At 36.4% G+C, this 18,314-nt stretch carries 14 protein-coding genes; 6 read left to right on the top strand and 8 right to left on the bottom strand.

Annotation, left to right across the window (positions count from 1 at the left end; genetic code table 11):
• Positions 1-329: 329 nt before the first annotated feature.
• The 3 genes from gatA to QM491_RS15525 all read right to left on the bottom strand — a co-directional run bounded on the left by gatA (position 330) and on the right by QM491_RS15525 (position 2,711).
• Positions 330-1,748 carry an Asp-tRNA(Asn)/Glu-tRNA(Gln) amidotransferase subunit GatA gene (gene gatA / locus QM491_RS15535; RefSeq protein ID WP_283328412.1) on the bottom strand — a complete coding sequence of 473 codons (1,419 nt, stop codon included), beginning with the start codon at positions 1,746-1,748 and terminating at the stop codon, positions 330-332.
• 205 nt (positions 1,749-1,953) lie between these two features.
• On the bottom strand, positions 1,954-2,157 hold the full coding sequence (locus tag QM491_RS15530; RefSeq protein WP_095166444.1) for a Sec-independent protein translocase subunit TatA/TatB: 204 nt from the start codon (positions 2,155-2,157) through the stop codon (positions 1,954-1,956).
• Positions 2,158-2,264: 107 nt separating this feature from the next.
• On the bottom strand, positions 2,265-2,711 hold the full coding sequence (locus QM491_RS15525) for a YkvA family protein (RefSeq protein ID WP_283328411.1): 447 nt from the start codon (positions 2,709-2,711) through the stop codon (positions 2,265-2,267).
• A gap of 483 nt (positions 2,712-3,194) precedes the next feature.
• Here QM491_RS15525 and mdh point away from each other — a divergent pair, with 483 nt between their 5' ends.
• On the top strand, positions 3,195-4,133 hold the full coding sequence (gene mdh / locus QM491_RS15520; RefSeq protein ID WP_095166440.1) for a malate dehydrogenase: 939 nt from the start codon (positions 3,195-3,197) through the stop codon (positions 4,131-4,133).
• A gap of 131 nt (positions 4,134-4,264) precedes the next feature.
• On the opposite strand, the gene QM491_RS15515 is transcribed toward mdh, so the two are convergent.
• Positions 4,265-4,684 carry a DUF8785 domain-containing protein gene (locus QM491_RS15515; RefSeq protein ID WP_283328410.1) on the bottom strand — a complete coding sequence of 140 codons (420 nt, stop codon included), beginning with the start codon at positions 4,682-4,684 and terminating at the stop codon, positions 4,265-4,267.
• A gap of 186 nt (positions 4,685-4,870) precedes the next feature.
• On the bottom strand, positions 4,871-6,112 hold the full coding sequence (locus QM491_RS15510; RefSeq protein WP_283328409.1) for an ABC transporter permease: 1,242 nt from the start codon (positions 6,110-6,112) through the stop codon (positions 4,871-4,873).
• 296 nt (positions 6,113-6,408) lie between these two features.
• On the opposite strand from QM491_RS15510, the gene QM491_RS15505 reads away from it, so the two are divergent.
• From QM491_RS15505 to QM491_RS15495, 3 genes are all read left to right on the top strand, one after another.
• On the top strand, positions 6,409-9,414 hold the full coding sequence (locus tag QM491_RS15505) for an FAD-binding and (Fe-S)-binding domain-containing protein (RefSeq protein WP_283328408.1): 3,006 nt from the start codon (positions 6,409-6,411) through the stop codon (positions 9,412-9,414).
• Positions 9,415-9,701: 287 nt separating this feature from the next.
• A complete protein-coding gene (locus tag QM491_RS15500) occupies positions 9,702-11,849 on the top strand; it encodes a WG repeat-containing protein (RefSeq protein WP_283328406.1) in 2,148 nt (715 codons plus the stop codon).
• 95 nt (positions 11,850-11,944) lie between these two features.
• Positions 11,945-12,253 carry a DUF4286 family protein gene (locus QM491_RS15495; RefSeq protein ID WP_283328405.1) on the top strand — a complete coding sequence of 103 codons (309 nt, stop codon included), beginning with the start codon at positions 11,945-11,947 and terminating at the stop codon, positions 12,251-12,253.
• A 263-nt stretch (positions 12,254-12,516) separates the two neighbouring features.
• Here QM491_RS15495 and QM491_RS15490 read toward each other — a convergent pair whose 3' ends face one another.
• A complete protein-coding gene (locus QM491_RS15490; RefSeq protein WP_283328404.1) occupies positions 12,517-13,965 on the bottom strand; it encodes a TlpA family protein disulfide reductase in 1,449 nt (482 codons plus the stop codon).
• Positions 13,966-14,205: 240 nt separating this feature from the next.
• Positions 14,206-14,871, bottom strand: coding sequence for a uracil-DNA glycosylase (ung, locus tag QM491_RS15485; protein WP_283328403.1), 666 nt, complete (start codon positions 14,869-14,871; stop codon positions 14,206-14,208).
• A 210-nt stretch (positions 14,872-15,081) separates the two neighbouring features.
• On the opposite strand from ung, the gene apaG reads away from it, so the two are divergent.
• Both apaG and QM491_RS15475 read left to right on the top strand, forming a co-directional pair.
• On the top strand, positions 15,082-15,468 hold the full coding sequence (apaG, locus tag QM491_RS15480; RefSeq protein ID WP_283328402.1) for a Co2+/Mg2+ efflux facilitator ApaG/CorD: 387 nt from the start codon (positions 15,082-15,084) through the stop codon (positions 15,466-15,468).
• A 12-nt stretch (positions 15,469-15,480) separates the two neighbouring features.
• On the top strand, positions 15,481-16,317 hold the full coding sequence (locus QM491_RS15475) for an O-methyltransferase (RefSeq protein WP_283328401.1): 837 nt from the start codon (positions 15,481-15,483) through the stop codon (positions 16,315-16,317).
• Positions 16,318-16,411: 94 nt separating this feature from the next.
• On the opposite strand, the gene QM491_RS15470 is transcribed toward QM491_RS15475, so the two are convergent.
• On the bottom strand, positions 16,412-17,548 hold the full coding sequence (locus QM491_RS15470; protein WP_283328400.1) for an MFS transporter: 1,137 nt from the start codon (positions 17,546-17,548) through the stop codon (positions 16,412-16,414).
• Positions 17,549-18,314 lie beyond the last annotated feature (766 nt).

The following is an 18,314-nucleotide window of genomic DNA, read 5'->3' as shown; positions in this document are numbered from 1 at the left end:
TTTCTAAATTCTTATGGGCAGTGTGTTTATTTATTCTTTTTGTTGGTGTCCATATTTGGACACTAAACAAAGTTACTGATTTTTAACTAAGTAAACCACATTTTTATTGTACCACAAAAACAAAGTATTGAATTATTACAAGAAACATCAAGAATATTCCTATTTTGAGGGATTTTTGAAACTCATTGTCTGTGTGTATCTATAGGGTGTAAAAACAATTGTGTAGACCAAAAGATACCACCAAACAAAAGGTCTAACATCAATCTGGGTTTAGACTAATGTTAGACCTCAAAATTTATCATTAGGTATTTATTTCTATCAGTTAGATATTAATATAAGCTTTTAGCAAAACTTAACAAAGCTTTCTCCTGAAATGCGCCACCCATAATTTGAAACCCAATTGGCATACCATCATTATCAACACCGTTAGGAATAGAAATTGCGGGCAAACCTACCACGTTAGCTTGTACGGTAAACAAATCGCCTAAATACATCTGAATAGGATCCGACGTTTTTTCTCCAATTTTATACGCAGTTGTTGGTGTTGTTGGACAAACCAAAAAATCATATTCAGACAATAATTGGTCTGTGTAGTCCTTAATCAATCTTCTTACTTTTTGTGCCTTTGTATAATAGGCATCGTAATAGGATGCGCTCAATACAAAAGTACCCAACATAATACGACGTTTTACTTCCTTACCAAATCCTTCTGCTCTTGATTTTTTGTACATTGACATCAAATCTGTAGCCTGATTAGAACGATGTCCATACTTTACTCCATCAAAACGAGAGAGGTTTGAGCTCGCTTCAGCCGTTGTCAAAATATAGTATGTTGGAAGAAAATACTTAATCAATGGAAACTCTACCGCCTCTACCACATGACCTGCGGCTTTGAGTGCTTCTAATTTTGCCCAAGTAGCCTCACGTACTTCAGGTTGAAGACCAGCACTTTCAACAGCTTCTTTCAAATACCCAATTTTCAACGTTTTATGAGTCGTATCAAAAGCCGAATATTGAGGAACTTCTAGCCTTGAAACAGTACTATCTTGTTCATCTTTTCCTGCAATTATTTCTAATAATATCGCTGCATCTTCCACTGATTTGGTAATAGGACCAATGCAATCAAATGATGAAGCATAAGCAATAAGACCCCAGCGTGATACCCTCGTATAAGTTGGTTTTAAGCCCACCAAACCACAAAAGCCTGCTGGCATACGTACAGAACCACCTGTATCGGTACCCAACGATGCCAAGCACATATCTGCTTGCACAGCCACAGCCGAGCCCCCCGAAGAACCTCCCGCTACACGGTTTGTGCCTACAGCATTGAGACAAGCCCCATAAGCAGAGTTCTCGTTGGTTGAGCCCATTCCAAATTCATCACAGTTTTGTGAACCAATAATGATTGCGTCGGCATCAATTACCCTTTGAACAGCGGTAGCATTAAATTGCGATTCAAAGCCATCAAGAATTTTACTTCCTGCTGTAGATGTATGGTCTTTATAGCACAATAAGTCTTTGATACCAATTACCATACCCGCTAATTTGCCAGCATTTCCTGTTTTGATTTTTTGATCAATTTCATCAGCTTTCGCCAATGCTTCTTGGTCAAACACTTTCAGGAAAGCATTTAATTGGGTATTTTTTTCAGCTATATTTTGAAGATAAAATTCAACGAGTTGGCGACAGGTAATGTATCCTGCATGTAAATCAGCTTGAATACTCTGTAGTGATGTATAGTTTTTCAAGGTAACAGAAAGTAAATAAAATGGTAATGACTATAAAAAAACAAGAGCATAGTCAGGGTTGGAGAGCAATCCCGACTATGCAATTATGTAAGGTAATAAGTACAAGAAAATGGGGATATTACATTCCATTTTCGGCAATTTGATTAAGCCGCGATTGAGCCTAAGTTATAGTAACCTAGTTATACGAATCAAATACAAGCCAATACTATTTTGTATCGTCCAAACCTTTTGTAATTTGCTCTTGAACGTCTTTTTGAGCATCTTTGAATTCTTTGATACCTTTACCCAATCCTTTCATTAATTCAGGCAATTTTTTTCCACCAAAGAATAACAACATAGCTAAGCCAATCAACAATAATTCGCCGCCACCTAAACCGTTCAAGAATAATAAGATTGAAGTCAGTTCCATTTCTGTATTGAGTTAAAAATTTTTGTAAATATACTTAATGATTTTGGATTATGGACTTTTCGTTACCGATATTTTGGCAATTCTAGCCCTAAAGAATTCTGGTTTACTTATTCGATATTAAAGTCTTGATAAAGTTGATTTCTTTCCCAAGCTTCAAAGTTCTCGATGTCTTCGTGTAATGCTCTAAAAAGCCACAACACAATAGCAAGATCATCCGTTAAGCCAATGATTGGCAAAATATCTGGAATCACATCGATTGGCGACACAAAGTAAATCAAAACTGCTACAATTTTGAGAATTGTTGGCCACGGTACTATACGGTATTGTCCCGATACGTAAGCTTTTACCATTCTCGACAAAGTCGTTAGCTTGTCGGTTAAGACCTGTCCAACACCTTTGTTTTCTTTATCAGCTATATCTTTTGCCTTAGAAAGTACCTCTCTTAATAACTCCAAAAGAGCTAAGCCTCCCATCGCATATTTGCCAGCTTTTTTAGTTGCACTCTTAAAAAATATTGAATTTAATACTCTCGAAGCTAAATCGTCTTGTGCCATATTTTAAAATTATTTAACAGAACATGGGCACTAATTTATCTATATTTCGCTTAACATAGTATAGCTAATTTTTACAAATTACTACCCTCAAAATTTACCGAAAGTTAGTAAATTTAATTTTGTGCTAAAATACAAAACGCCATAAGTGGCGTTTTTGATATATAAACCCTTTAAATTATTCATAAATGATGACATAAATCAATTGATAATCAAAAGATTGTTTGTTTTTGGATTATCAATACCTACAAATAAAGTTATTGAAAAGACAAATATACCATTTAGCAACTTTCCTATAAAAAATTTACATAATTTTAGAAATCCATGTTTTCAGAATGCCTAAATGCTTTACATTTGTAGGGGTCTTGCTACAAAGACTTACAATGCAGAAATGTTAATGTTTGAGCAAAATTCAAGGCGTTGTTCTTCATTATGAAAGCATTGATTGAATTATTCTATTTAACAAAAAAATAATCAAAAATCATCATGTCTAAAATAACCGTCGTGGGTGCAGGGGCCGTGGGTGCTACTACTGCCGATAACATTGCTCGTAAAGAATTAGCAGACGAAGTCGTGTTGCTGGATATTAAGCAAGGGTTTGCAGAAGGAAAAGCCTTAGATATGTTCCAAACAGCTGCGCTATTGGGCTGGGACACAACTTTAACTGGTGTTACGAATGATTACTCAAAAACTGCTAATTCAGACGTAGTTGTAATTACGTCGGGGCTTCCACGTAAGCCAGGTATGACACGCGAAGAGCTCATCGGAGTAAACGCTGGCATTGTAAAATCGGTAGTCGACAATATCTTGCAATACTCACCAGATGCCATTTTTGTTATCGTTTCAAATCCTATGGATACAATGACCTATTTGGCATTGAAAGCGTCGGGACTTCCTAAAAACCGTATCATTGGTATGGGTGGTGCTTTGGACTCGGCTCGCTTTAAGTGCTATTTGTCATTGGCAATGAATGTTTCACCAAATGACCTTCATGCTACTGTAATTGGTGGTCACGGCGACACAACTATGATTCCTTTGAAGCGTCTTGCTACTTGGAATGGTACGCCTGTAGCCAACTACTTAGATGGTGCAACTCTTGATAAAGTAGCTGCTGATACCATGGTGGGCGGCGCTACACTTACGGGTTTATTAGGTACTTCGGCTTGGTATGCGCCAGGAGCAGCTTCGGCAGCCGTTGTAGAATCAATCATCCGTGATGAGAAACGTGTAATTCCTTGCTCGGTATTTCTTGAAGGTGAATATGGTCAGTCAGACATTTGTTTGGGTGTACCTGTAGTATTGGGCAAAACAGGTTGGGAAAAAATTATTGACTATAATCTCAATGAGGAAGAACAAGCATTGTTTAGCAAATCTGCTGATGCAGTTCGCAATATGAATAATGTACTTTCAACACTTAGTTTGTAGTTGGGTGATCAGAGAAGAAGATTGAATCGTTATTTTTCTCTGATATAATTACCAACTAACAAAACACGAAAAAGGCAACTCCAGATTTGGAGTCGCCTTTTTCATTAGACTTATTTTAGTATGTATCTCACCTAAGGAGCAAAATCTAAACGTGTAACAAAGTATTCAGTATCTCCCATCCAAGAAAACTTCATATATCGTTGTTCATAATGTAACCGAACACGCTTGCCTGTGAGCATAGCATCTTCTAATTGTTGAACAATTTTTTCATCGTTATTATCTACCGTAAAAGCCCACATATTATTCACCATATTTCCCACTTGTCCTTGCGCACCTACGTTGAGCTCTCCTTCAAAAGTTTTGAACATTACCCCTTTTTTAGAGAATTTTGAAACTACTCCAGCACGCTCTCCTTCTGAATAGGAAATTTTTGTAAGTAAAAAAGACCCAACAACTGCTAGAAGTGCTACGCTTACAATACTGATGATTAATTTTCTAAAAAATGCGCTAGTTACTTTTTTTGCGGCGTCGAATTGTTCGTTGAATGCCATACTTGTTTGGACGTTATTTGTGAAATTTATCTTTCTGATTGTTTGTTCAAAGTAATAGTTTACTTGTTAATTTTTACTTCTTAATTTCTCTTATTTTTTCAAATATGACTATTATGATAGTCTTTTCAAATTTGCGAAACTTTAAGAAGCTTTACAATTATCAGACGAGATAAATTCAAAAGGACACTATTTTGAACGAATTGCAGTTACAGGATCCATTCTAGCTGCCGACCACGCAGGTATAATTCCAGACAAAACACCAATAACAGTTGAGGTGAATAAGCCCCAGAAAATATTTTTGAAACTCAAAATCAAGGTTAATGACCCTAGTGGTAAAAAAGAAATTAACCATACAATACCAATACCCACAAAGCCTCCAATCAAACTAAGCAAGACTGATTCAAAGAGGAATTGAAATAGAATAACGTAGTTTTTAGCACCTAGTGATTTTTGAATACCAATGATATTGGTACGCTCTTTTACTGATACAAACATAATATTGGCAATTCCAAAACCTCCAACTAGTAAGGAGAATAATGCAATAAAGAAACCACCTACGTTGAGTTGTGCAAAAATCGAATCAAAGAATTTTACCGCACCATCTAGCCTATTGATAGAAAAATTTTCCTCCTGTGCAGGCTTTAACCCTCTTCTTCCACGCATCAAACCTGTAACCTCTCCTTCGAGTGTTTCTTGACCAGCATCCCAATCAAAAGCCTTGATAGCAATATCTGGTTCGGGTTGATCTTTTTGGAAAACATTGGCATAGGTAGTATAGGGAATATAAGCCCTATCGTCGGGCGAACCTCCCAAACTAATCAAATCTTCTCCTTTAAGATTCATGGTTCCAATTACCCTAAACTTAATACCATTCACTTTGATTTCCTCTCCAATCACATCACTTTGGTTCGGAAATAAAGCAGCCTTTACCTTAGCGCCCAAAATGATTGAGAAAGCAGAATTATCTGTTTCACTTGGCATAAAATATCGTCCTTCACCCACGGGTACGTCCGAAATAGCATTATAGTCATAACTCACACCAGCCAATCGCACCTCCATACTATTATTTTTACGTTTGAGGGTAGTCATACGACCATCCATAATAGAAATCGCTTGAGCATTTTCTAAGTTATCCTTCAAATACTGGTATTCGGCATACTTCATATTGGGGCGATTGATGTACTTCCACCACGGATAACTATTACTCATAATCCAAGGCCATTTTCCTACGTAAACTACACCTTTACCAAATGAATCTATTTGGCTCCTGATGTTCATATTCATTGAATCTACCACAGTAAATACGGCTACAATAGAAAATATGCCCACTGTTACACCCAACAATGATAGGGTTGTACGTAGAAGATTTGTGCGTAAAGCTTGCCATGCGAAGCGAAAGCTTTCAAAAATTTGTCGAAGAAACTTCATATATGCTACAAGATGAATAAACGTATGAAGACACCCTTTAGAGTTTTCTCATAAATGGTAATTTAAAATTACGAGAGTGTACTTCGAAATCAAATCAAGAAATGACCAATAGCACTTTCTGACCGCATGAGTGGCAATATAAGTTTAAGACTGGAAATAAAGTTGAAAACTTTGTTCATTATTGCGAAGGCAAATCCTAAATTTACGGATGGTTTTACCTACTCACTAACCAATTCTTTCATAATTGTTCAAATGACATGAAAGATTAGTTATCCTAATCCTAATGGCTCAAAAGCATGTCAAAAAAGCTCACGATTTCTAATTTTCAAGACTTGCAAGTCAATTTTGCAGGCGAGTTGTATTTTGATAATTCGGCAGAGCACCAAGCTCAGAAGTTGATTTATTCGACTGATGCCTCTGTTTATCAAGAAAAACCTATTGCGGTAGCTATACCCAAAAATACAAGTGATATTCAAACTTTGATTCGTTTTGCAAACGAATATCGCGTTACGCTGATTCCTCGTTCGGCTGGAACATCGCTGGCTGGACAGGTAGTTGGGAAAGGTATTATCGTGGATATTTCGAAATATCTCAATCAAGTTTTGGAAGTCAATGTGGAGGAACGTTGGGTGCGAGTGCAACCTGGCGTAATCCGTGACGATCTTAATGCCTTTCTCAAGCCCTACGGTTTACTTTTTGGTCCAGAAACCTCCACATCTAGTCGTGCTATGATTGGTGGGATGATAGGTAATAACTCTTGTGGACTTCATTCAATCGTATGGGGCGATACACGCACGCATTTGCTCGAAGCTAAAGTTCTACTGAGCGATGGTTCCGAAACTGAGTTTAAAGCTTTGGATAGACAAAGTTTTTACGAAAAAGCAAGACTTACTACCTTAGAGGGGCATATTTATCGAGAAGTACACCGTGCGCTCAACAATCCTTTTATTCAGGAATCTATTGAAAAGGCTTTCCCCAACAAAAATCTAACACGACGAAATACAGGATATGCCTTGGATATGCTGAGCGATAACGAGATTTTTCAGCCTCAATCAGCGCAGCCCTTTAACTTTTGCAAATTACTCTCTGGCTCTGAAGGAACGTTGGCTTTTGTAACTGAAGCCAAAATCAATCTTCTGCCCTTACCTCCTACCGAATCGGCATTAGTATGTATTCATTGTAACTCGATTGGCGAATCGCTGCATGCCAACTTGATTGCACTGAAACACCGACCAATGGCTTCAGAATTGGTAGATAAATACATTCTAGATTTTACAAAAGGACACCACGAATATCATAAAAATAGATTTTTTATAGAAGGTGATCCTCAAGCTATCTTGATGGTTGAGTTTATGGCCGATACGCAGGAACAACTCTTTAAGCTATGTGAGGACATGATAAAGGACTTGAAAGAAGCTAATTTGGGATATGCGCATCCAATCATCAGAGGAGCCGACACCAAACCAGCTTGGGACGTCCGCAAAGCAGGTTTGGGTTTGATTAGAAATCTTCCTGGCGACACACAACCCGTCAATCTTATCGAAGACTGCGCCGTAGCTCCTGAACACTTGCCTGCTTACATTGAAGAGCTTCATGCTTTATTAGAAAAACATGGATTGAACGCTTCTTATTACGCTCACGCAGGCGCTGGTGAATTGCACGTAGAACCAATGATTAACCTCAAAACGGAAGAAGGAAAGCAATTATTCAGAACGGTATTGGCCGAAACAGCAGCTTTGGTCAAAAAATACGATGGATCGTTGAGTGGCGAACATGGTGATGGTCGTTTGCGTGGAGAGTTTATTCCTTTCATGATGGGTAAGGAAGTCTATGATTTGTTCAGAGAGATTAAAGGAATTTTTGACGAGAAAAAGATTTTTAACGCCAATAAAATTGTAGATACGCCTCCAATGAACGAATTCTTGCGATATGAACCAGGAAAAGTTCCTAATAAGGTAAATACTATTTTCGATTTCAGTAAACAAGAAAGTATTTTACGATTAGCAGAAAAATGTTCAGGATCAGGAGACTGCCGCAAAACGGAAGTTACTGGAGGCACTATGTGTCCAAGTTATATGGCAACTCGTCAAGAAAAAGACACTACTCGTGCCAGAGCCAACATTTTACGTCAATTTCTCACAAATTCTACTCAGGAAAATCCATTTAATCATCTAGAAATCAAGGAAGTAATGGATTTGTGTTTGTCATGTAAAGGTTGTAAAGCTGAATGTCCTTCGCAAGTAGATATTGCCAAAATGAAAGCTGAGTTTCTTCAGCACTATTATGATGTCAACGGTATTTCTTTCAGAACCAAAATGATTGGTAGTTTTACCAAATCACAGGCATTGGGGATGACATTTCCAAGAATATATAATTTCTTTGCCCAGAACGCTGTAACAAGTAAATTCATCAAAAAAACCTTAGGGTTTGCCCAAGAAAGAAGCTTACCTACGCTCGGCAATATAACCCTGCGTAACTGGCAATTGAATCGTTTGAAAACACAGGAAAAACGCCAGAAGAATAGTATCAAGCCTTTTAACACTAAACCAAGTAAGATTCGTAAGCAAGGGAAGGTATATCTATTCTGTGATGAATTTACCAACTATAATGATGTCGAATTAGGCAAAGTAACTATCAAATTACTGACAGCCCTTGGATACGAAGTTCACATTCCTGAGCATATCGAAAGTGGACGTACTTACTTGTCGAAAGGTATGGTTAGGGAGGCACAAAAAATCGCGATTCAAAATGTAAAACTTTTGGCAAAAGCCCTCGAAGACCAAAGCCCTATTATTGGGATTGAGCCATCAGCAATTCTCACCTTGCGAGATGAGTATCTGGATTTAGTCCCTGCCGAATATCGTGCTGAAGCCGAGCTTGTGGCAGACAACACGTACTTAATTGATGAGTTTTTGGCACAAGAAATAGATAAAAAACATATTTCTTCCGACTGGTTTACCAAAGAAAAACGCTTAATCAAATTGCATGGTCACTGCCATCAAAAGGCATTGTCGTCGCTAGTCCCAACCAAGAAGCTTCTTTCATTACCCAAAAACTTTGAAGTGCAACTTATTCCTTCGGGTTGTTGTGGTATGGCAGGTTCGTTTGGATATGAAGAAGAACATTACGAAACTTCTATGAAAATTGGAGAACTAGTACTTTTCCCAACTGTTCGTCAACAGCCAGAAGAGGTCATAATTGCAGCACCTGGCACTAGCTGCCGTCATCAAATCAAGGACGGTACAGGAAGAACTGCATTGCATCCTATCGAAATTTTATGGAATGCCTTAAACGAATCCTAAGATTTGGTCTATCATAAAAGAATATTGTTCTATTATTAGTAAAACATCTTTGAGTAATACAAATGGTTTCTCAACCATTTGTATTATCTTTAAAGGTGTTTTTTAGAAACGTATAACACTTGTCCTGTAATCGTCATTTACTTACATTTGTAAGAGAATAACGCTCAAAATCAAGTTTTTTTGCACAATACTTAACACAAAAGCGATTTACCCATTATTTTCATTGCCCCATAAATACAACATTACTATCGAAAACCCGACCCTTAAGTATAGAAGCCCTAATTAAGATGAAAAAAAATTTACTCCTAACGCTATTACTTAGTTATTGCCACTACAATTTTGCTCAACAAGCCATTTCGGCAGTCAAGAAAGATTCAACCAATACCTTTATTGGTGACATGCGTGTAACAGAGCGACTTGAGTCTGTAGGTTCGGCTCGTAAGCAAACAGTCAATATCCTTCGTTCAAAATTAGAAGTACTGGAAAAAAATAGCCGAAACCCCTTAGTCGTAGAACTTTCTTCAGTATCCAGCTCCGCCGACAAATCTACAACAACCGAAACATTCGCTAGTCTTATTGCCAAACTAGACAAAAAATATAAAGCGGATATTCGTAGTATCGAAACAGATAACATCAGAGATATTTTTCAAATCGAACAGAAAAGTGAAATCAAAAGCCGCCATTCAGCGGTTGTTTCGGCACAATGCTTCTCTGCAAAAAATGATGGAAGTTTTGTCAAAATGAATGATCTTAATGGAGAAGAAATTGTAGGTTTCCCTCTTGAGTCGTTCAAAGGAAACTCTCGCTATGGATTGGTTGAAAATTATCACCAAGGTTTTGCTCGTATCAAGAAAGACCAAGTGTTTGGATACTTGAACTACTGTGGTGATGAAGTTATTCCATGCCAATTCGAAAAAGCAGAGAATTTTAACGATGGAAAAGCACTCGTTAAAAAATTTGAGTGGTATTTTATAGATGTTTATGGCAACGAAAGCGAAGCCCTCGAAAATGTAGTAGAAGCGAAAGCTCTCAAATATGGTATCAGTGTTGCGAAATTCAAAAATGGTAAATTTGCGCTTATCGACAATTCTTACGATCAATCTAAAAAGGTATTGTCTGAATACTATGATGAAATTTTGGCCTTCAACCGTGAGCTATTAAGAGTTAGAGTTGGGAAGTTCTTTGGGCTTATCAAATACGATGGTACTGTCAAAATCGACCCTATCTACGATAATCTCAGTGCTACTACCGAGCAAGGCAAATGGATGATTATTGAACAAAATAAAAAAATGGGTTTGATGGACACCGAAGGGAATATTCGCCTGAAACCTATTTTTGAAAGTATCATTCCAATGCCAGTTGATCCAAGTATTGCTAACGTAAATTTAGGCTTAGCCAAAGATGAAACAGGCTTTAAATTAGTTGATTTCAAAGACCTTCGTACAAGTAAATCTTATATTTCGATTGGAGAATTCAACCGTTTTGGTTTATCTCCTATTAAAGATGGAAAGTATTTCGGTTTTATCAACACTGACCTTAAAGTGGTTATTGACCCTATTTATCGTAGTTTAGGGAGTTTTAACCAATATGGTTTGATTTCAGCTTGTAAAGACGTAAATAATGCTATTCGTTGTGGATATATCAAACATGATGGAACAGAGGTAATTCCATTGGCTTATGATGAAGTGGCCAATTTCAATAAATTTGGATTGGTAGTTGTACGAGAGAACGCCAAAAACTGTAGCATTCCATCTGGTAACTGTAAAGTAGATATGGTTTATGATAAAAATGGAACTGTGGTTATTGGAAAAACGAATGAGGTAGCTCCAATTGGAATTCGATATGCGACAACAGATACTATTTTCAATGGAAACTATGTTGTAGTAAAAACCTTCACTCCTAACAAAGATGGTGATGACGAAATGGAATTTAATTTAGTAGAACGTGCCAATGCTCGTCGTATAACAGCACAGGGATACAAGTCTATTCGTAAATTTGATGCCAATCAGTTGTTTCCAGTATTAAAAGAAGGCAAATGGGGACTTATTGATACTTCGGGTCGTGTAGTTGCAAAACCAGCCTACAAAGAAATGTTATATTCGACAGAAGGTTTATACGGAGTAAAATTTGATAATGGTAAATATGGTTTTATCGATAAAAAAGGAAAAGTTCAAATAGCCTTCGACTATGATGAAATACGGCCTTTCAATAATGGCTTGGCTGTTGTATCAAAAGGTAATGGGAAGCTTGGAATTATCAATAAATTCAATGCCAAAATTGCTCCATGCTCATTCAATGAAATCAATATTTTACCTGCTACTAAGCAGTTCGAGCTAATAGATTCCGCAGGAGGAAAGTTTATACTCAACAGCAGTGGTGATTGTGTTACCAACTGTACGAAGTTTGATGAAATCCGAAAAATGGCAAACCAATAAGATTTTTTACTGTAATTTTGCAAAATCCATTATCCTCCACGATAATGGATTTTGTTTTTATCAATAGTCAATCTTTGTAAAAGGTCAGAAGAATCATGTATTTGCAAAATGTAACTTTCAATATCGATACACAAGCCGAGGTAGAGTTTTTGTCATGGATGAAATCTCAACATATTCCAGAAATCATGGCGACAGGCTTGCCAACTAACTTCAAAGTTTTAAAATTGTTGACAGAAGTACATAATGGTGGGGCTACCTATTCTTTTCAGTATGCCTTCGAAACCAAACAACACTATGATATTTATGAGGCGATCCATTTTGATGAGCTCATAGCCAAAGTTGATGCACGTTACAGAGGAAAATATGTTTTCTTTGCAAGTTTGCTTCAAGAAATAGATGCTTAATTGCAAATTTAGCGAATGAGCGATTGTTCTCTAGTATAGACGCAAAGCATTGCGTCTCAAGCAGAGTCAGACATAGCATAGTAGTATCAAAAAAGCGCTCGAAAATTGTTTTTCGAGCGCTTTTTTAATGAAATTTATAGCATCATCCTAATTTTAACATTCAGTTTGACACATCTCAAGACACAAGGCCTTGTGTCTCTACTTGCGAAGTGTAAATTTAAAACCACTCATTCACTCAACCACCAATCACTTAATTGAGAATTTTATTTCTCTTCCAGTAATTGTATCAACTCCCCTAAAGTTCGAGGGTCGCTAGGACGCTTGGCATTTTCGTATAAAATTTCACCTTTCTTATTAATAATCAAATATCTTGGAATTGCCTGAAGTTTAAAGCGCTTGGCAGCATCAGAAAACCACCCCCCTTGCGAAAACAAATTGAGTCCATCCTGTAACCCATGCTTTTCTACACCTCTTTTCCATAAGCCTTCTGTTTCGTCGACCGATATATATAAGAATTCTATATCCTTTTTAAATTTGTTCGGAATAGCCTGCATGAGTTTTTTCGAATAAGGAAACTCTTCAATACATGGCTTACACCAAGTAGCCCAAAAATCGATATACAAAATTTTACCTTTCAAACTCGATAGAGAAATGCTATCTCCTTTCAGGTTTACAGCTCTAAATGAGCCATCTTTTGCTTCCAGCACTTTCGAAATTTCGACGTCTTTGGATCCTAAAACAGCACCACATTTTTCTTTAATAATTTTTGACCAAGCATCGGCTGTTGATGAAACAGACAAGGCAGCAAAGGTATTCCGTGCAACAGAAGGCAAAACTTTATCACAATTATTATAAAGTAAATATGCCAAATAATACTGGTAGCTAAGTAATGGCAAATGTTCTCTGGCAAAATTATGCTTATCGGTCATTGACTTACTTTGATCCTTATATTTTTCATAATCATGTGCCTTAGAATTAAAATAAGTAACATAATAGCTCAAAAAGCTTCGATATGAATCCGACAACAAAGCTTCGTCTTGTAGTTTTTTAGTATCCAAATCAGTAATCAAAGTATTGGGCAAAGCCATTACCTTGGTGAGGGCAGTATTGGTATTACCTTTGACAATAGGATATGCCAATAGGTAATTCCAATAATTCCAGCGAATTTGATTTTCGATATATTGTTTAAACTTTGGTGAAAACTTCTCTAGATTTGGAGTCTTTTTATAAAAATCGGATTGCGCTTTTTTAGCGTCAAACAAAGTCATTTCCCATGAGTCTATCGGAATGTCTTTCATTTGTTCAAATACTTTTGCGGTATTAAAACTATCTGCAAATTTTTCATTAAACTGTTGTAAAAACATATTTTCGGTACTCAATGAGCCTTCTATTTGAAGGGCTTTTGTCCAGTTTTTTCCATCAATTTTGATTATTATCTGATTGCCTCTTTCCAAATATATATGAAAGGTTTTTCCTCTGAAAATAACATCCACAATCCCTTCGTCAGCTATGCCAAACTGAAAAGCATCAGATATCCCTGAAGCTGCCACAAAAAAGCCTTTTTGCGCTTTTGCACCAAGAAACAGCGGGTCGTACGTAAGAGTTAAGGTATCTTTTCCTGTATTGATAAGGTCCAAAGATACAACAGATTGCTGTGCCCAAATACCTATCGAACAACATAATAGGATCAAAACAATCAAGATTTTTTTCATAATAAACGATATCAGTGAGAGTATAGATTGTAGTTAAATCAAATAATTAGCAATTTCAAAAACCCTCATTAATTTTTAATCAGTATTGAATAGTTAACTATTGAAGCAAAAATTTGGTTAGGTCAGATTAAAATATGTTGCATATTTTATGAACAACTAGAGCTTTTTGAGCGTATTACCCATTTATAAATTACTTACAACAATTTTACAAAAAGAGCGACGATTATACTCTAACACTTGTTACCACTCAATTGGTTTTTGTCCCCTATTGGTCAGATAAGTATTAGTTTGTGAAAAATGTTTATTGCCAAACCATCCACCTTGGTTGGCCGACATTGGCGAAGGGTGTTTACATTTCAAAACCAAATGTTTTTTCGTGTCTATAACAGCACCTTTGTCTTGGGCATATTTGCCCCAAAGCAAAAAAACAACTCCTTCTTTCTCGTCAGATAAGCACTTAATAACAGCATCAGTAAACTGCTCCCATCCTTTTTTTTGATGCGAGCCAGCACTATTAGCTCTTACCGTCAGGGTGGCATTCAACAATAACACACCTTGTGTAGCCCAACGCTCCAAATTTCCAGAAGCAGGCATTTCTGTACCTAAATCATCTTTTATTTCTTTAAAAATATTGATTAAAGAAGGAGGAAAAGCAATCCCATCGTTGACAGAAAATGACAAACCCATGGCCTGATTAAGTCCATGATAGGGGTCTTGCCCCAAAATAACCACTTTTGTTTGATCAAAAGGGCATTTATCAAAGGCGTTAAAAATCAATTTCCCAGGAGGATATATTTTTTGAGATTGGTATTCTTCTTTTACAAACGACACTAATTGAGTAAAATAAGGCTTTTCGAATTCGCCCGCCAGTCTAGTCTTCCATGAAGACCCTATCTTTACATCCATACATTCTTGGTGTTTTTATAGAAAGTATTTAATTTTTCTAAAATTTGATATGCGCTTTTTTGACAAAACTACACATTTTCACATTTTCAAACCTAACTTTGTATTTGTTAATACAATAGCAAAATCGGAATTATATTTATTTTTACACTGTTAAAAGATAAAGAATTTTGCACCACTTGTAAATTCTATCGTACCCAAATTATTAAAAGCATGGTCTCGGCAATTACACATGGCATTAAAGTAACTGTAGAAACAGAGTATCTACCACAATACTCTAATCCATCTCATGCCCATTTTGTTTTTTCTTATCGTATAAAAATCGAAAACGAAAGCGAATATACCGTCAAATTACTCCATCGTCACTGGATTATTGTAGATGCTAATGGGCTAGAACGCCAAGTATCTGGCGAAGGCGTAGTAGGTCAGCAACCCATCATAGAACCTGGGCAATCTCATGAATATTCGAGTGGTTGTAATTTCGATACTTCTATCGGCAAAATGAAAGGTAGTTATACCATGGAGCGTGTATTTGATGGAAAAAAGTTTAATGTTGCCATTCCTGACTTTACGATGACTGTACCCTATCGTTTGAATTAATTTTTATTTATTTTGATTGTACCATACCTAAAATACCTCCTAAAAGCAGGTGATGAGCATTCGGTTCATTCACCATTTGTATTTGATTTATATTATCGTGCCATCAAGCCTCGTGATGGTCGTTATTTGCAATGGGTGCGTGTTGAACCCCCAGACGCCAATACCCCAGTTCGTATTCAAAATAAGCCTCACCATATTTTAACTATCGAATCCCTTCGTAAAACGTTAAAGTCAGACTCTAGGACTATTGAAATTACAGAACTAGGCGCTGGTTCAAAAATCTATACTGGTAATCAGCGTAAAGTATCAGACTTAAATAACACAGCTCAAAAGCCTGCTAAATACGCTCAACTTTTGGCACGTTTAGTGGCTTATTTTCAGCCATCTAATATTTTAGATTTAGGTACTTCGCTTGGACTAACCACCGCCTATATGGCACTAAGTGGTCACAATGCACAAGTGTATAGCTTTGAAGGATGTCCACAAACGGCCTTGATTGCACAAGAAAATCTGAGCAAGTTGGGCATCAAGAATGTTTCAATTATCAAAGGAAATATCGACATTACACTTCAAGAAATTGTGAGTGGGCTTTCGTCAATCGATTTTGTTTTTGTAGATGCCAACCACCGAAAAGCTCCTACCTTAGCTTATTTTGAGATTTGTTTATCAAAAGTTCATGAAAATTCTATTATGATTTTTGATGATATTTATTGGTCTAAGGATATGACAGATGCTTGGGAGCAAATCAAACAACACCCTAGCGTAGGCATAAGCATTGATTTATTTCAATTTGGGATAATACTTTTCAGAAAAACACAAGCAAAACAGCATTTTGTATTAAAATACTAAGTTATGATTTGCGCACTCAATCAATTGATTAACTGACAACTAGCAACATCAATACTCCATAAATATTTGACCAAAATTTACCTAACACTCCATTTTATTTATATTTTACTTTTGGAATAAAATAGAGCCCTATTAAAACGATAATTGCTTCAAAAATCACTAAAGCTCGAACAATACCCAAGGCATCGGACAGATATCCTAAAAAAATAGCTGGAATCCCAAAACCAATATATCCCACAAACATAAATCCAGCAATCGCCCTTGCCCGTTGTTCTCCCCCAATATTAGAAATAATAGCCAACCCTCCTAGATATGAAAATCCGTAAGCTGCCATACCAATAATAGAAGCCCCTATCAAAATAATGAATAAAGTAGATAAGTGGCATCCTAAAATTACTAAGCCAAAACCTAATGGAATTAAGAGATATCCGATTTGTACAGACTTTTTAGGGTTATAATTTCGGATAAATGGCTGTAAAAATGCTCCAGTCCAATTGACTAACACCAAGCAAAAACCCGCATAGCTAGTCAAACCAATTGCGGCCAACTGTCCAGGTATAATAGCTATCACAATGCCTGTAACCGCCCAACACACTCCAATACCAATATTGACTGGAAGCGAATTTTCTGGAAAAAAAGGTAAACGCATCACTTTTCCTCCAATAGGGGGCAAATCAGGCAGAAACAACATCAATAGCAAACCAATAATAGTTAACCCAATCAAAATAGGATAGCTTAATGGAACTAAAGTAAACTCATGAATAATCAGTAAGGTAGTAGTAAGAGCACCTCCACTAAAACCAATGGCAGTAGAAAAAGAAGCCATATTGGCCGCTTGAGTGGCTGCATGCTTTTCTTGTTTGAGGTTCAATATTTCGGTCAAATAAGCTGTACCTGTACCCATACTCAATCCAAGTGCTATTCCTTGACAAAAGCGAGCAATGACCAAGGCATATACTTCTGGATAGAAAGTTATCACTGTTGTAGATAACAAAGAAAATAACACACTCACTATCATGATTTTTTTACGTCCTATCTTATCGGAAACTCCACCCAAAAAAATATAGCAAGGAAGCATTCCAACTATGTATGAAGCCAACACTAAAGCTGTTTGTCCATTGTTCAAGCCTTCATTTTGGGCGTAAACTCTAAAAAGTGGCATCGAAACATTCACTGCGAGAGTAATCAATAACAAAGCATAGGAAATCGTGTATTCTACATTTTTTTTCATCGTTCAGGATATACGAAAAATTTTGTACATGGCTTAAGAAAATTATCAAAAAGCGTAAAAATTATTTTAAAAACTTGTAATTTAGCACTCATACCCATCCATAAAACCATTGAACATTTCTACTGTTGCAACATCTATTTGCTTAAAAAATTTTGAAGATATTATTTTTATAGATGTTATGTAAAATCGTGATACTTCTAGGAATATTCATGCCTGATGTGTTCTATTCACATCTTTACTATTTTTGTCTGTGGCTCACTTAAGTCGTTATAAAAGTATTTCAAAATAAATATTTGTATATACATTTAATTTGAATACTTTCATTGTCAAAAAACGATAAAATTATTAGCAAAAAAATAGAAATAGTGTAATATTGAAAGAAGATGCACGATTTTTGCTAATGATTTTCTTAAAGACTATTGCCAAATTATTGAAACCCTTGAATCAACATGTATATTCTGATTTTTCAACCAGAACTGTTTTCTCTATGTGCTCTTCATACGAGAAATCAAGGGGGAATCAATCTCTAAGTAGACAGTACTTCTGTACGGCTGACGCCCAAACCCTCAATTCAGGAACCCATAAAATAACAGTCACCCATACACGAGTATCTAATCACACTAATATAATCTTGAGGAAATGTAACTAAATTTTGTTCGAACAAAGTTCCATAAAAGAGGCTGGTATTGCTTAATATAATTTGCTAAATATATCATAGCTTTACCTTTCTGGCAATCTTTGCAAGTGAACCATTCGTTTAATGGCA

It is taken from the genome of Flectobacillus longus, assembly GCF_030056705.1.
Taxonomy (GTDB): Bacteria; Bacteroidota; Bacteroidia; order Cytophagales; family Spirosomataceae; genus Flectobacillus; species Flectobacillus longus.
This window is presented reverse-complemented; position numbering and strand designations above follow the sequence as displayed.

Coding starts and splice junctions, on each gene's coding strand:
- QM491_RS15470 (WP_283328400.1), bottom strand. CDS start 17,548: ATGAAAAAAAATGTAGAATACACGATTTCCTATGCTTTGTTATTGATT.
- QM491_RS15515 (WP_283328410.1), bottom strand. CDS start 4,684: ATGGCATTCAACGAACAATTCGACGCCGCAAAAAAAGTAACTAGCGCA.
- QM491_RS15495 (WP_283328405.1), top strand. CDS start 11,945: ATGTATTTGCAAAATGTAACTTTCAATATCGATACACAAGCCGAGGTA.
- ung (WP_283328403.1), bottom strand. CDS start 14,871: ATGGATGTAAAGATAGGGTCTTCATGGAAGACTAGACTGGCGGGCGAA.
- QM491_RS15510 (WP_283328409.1), bottom strand. CDS start 6,112: ATGAAGTTTCTTCGACAAATTTTTGAAAGCTTTCGCTTCGCATGGCAA.
- mdh (WP_095166440.1), top strand. CDS start 3,195: ATGTCTAAAATAACCGTCGTGGGTGCAGGGGCCGTGGGTGCTACTACT.
- QM491_RS15505 (WP_283328408.1), top strand. CDS start 6,409: ATGTCAAAAAAGCTCACGATTTCTAATTTTCAAGACTTGCAAGTCAAT.
- QM491_RS15500 (WP_283328406.1), top strand. CDS start 9,702: ATGAAAAAAAATTTACTCCTAACGCTATTACTTAGTTATTGCCACTAC.
- QM491_RS15525 (WP_283328411.1), bottom strand. CDS start 2,711: ATGGCACAAGACGATTTAGCTTCGAGAGTATTAAATTCAATATTTTTT.
- apaG (WP_283328402.1), top strand. CDS start 15,082: ATGGTCTCGGCAATTACACATGGCATTAAAGTAACTGTAGAAACAGAG.
- QM491_RS15530 (WP_095166444.1), bottom strand. CDS start 2,157: ATGGAACTGACTTCAATCTTATTATTCTTGAACGGTTTAGGTGGCGGC.
- QM491_RS15490 (WP_283328404.1), bottom strand. CDS start 13,965: ATGAAAAAAATCTTGATTGTTTTGATCCTATTATGTTGTTCGATAGGT.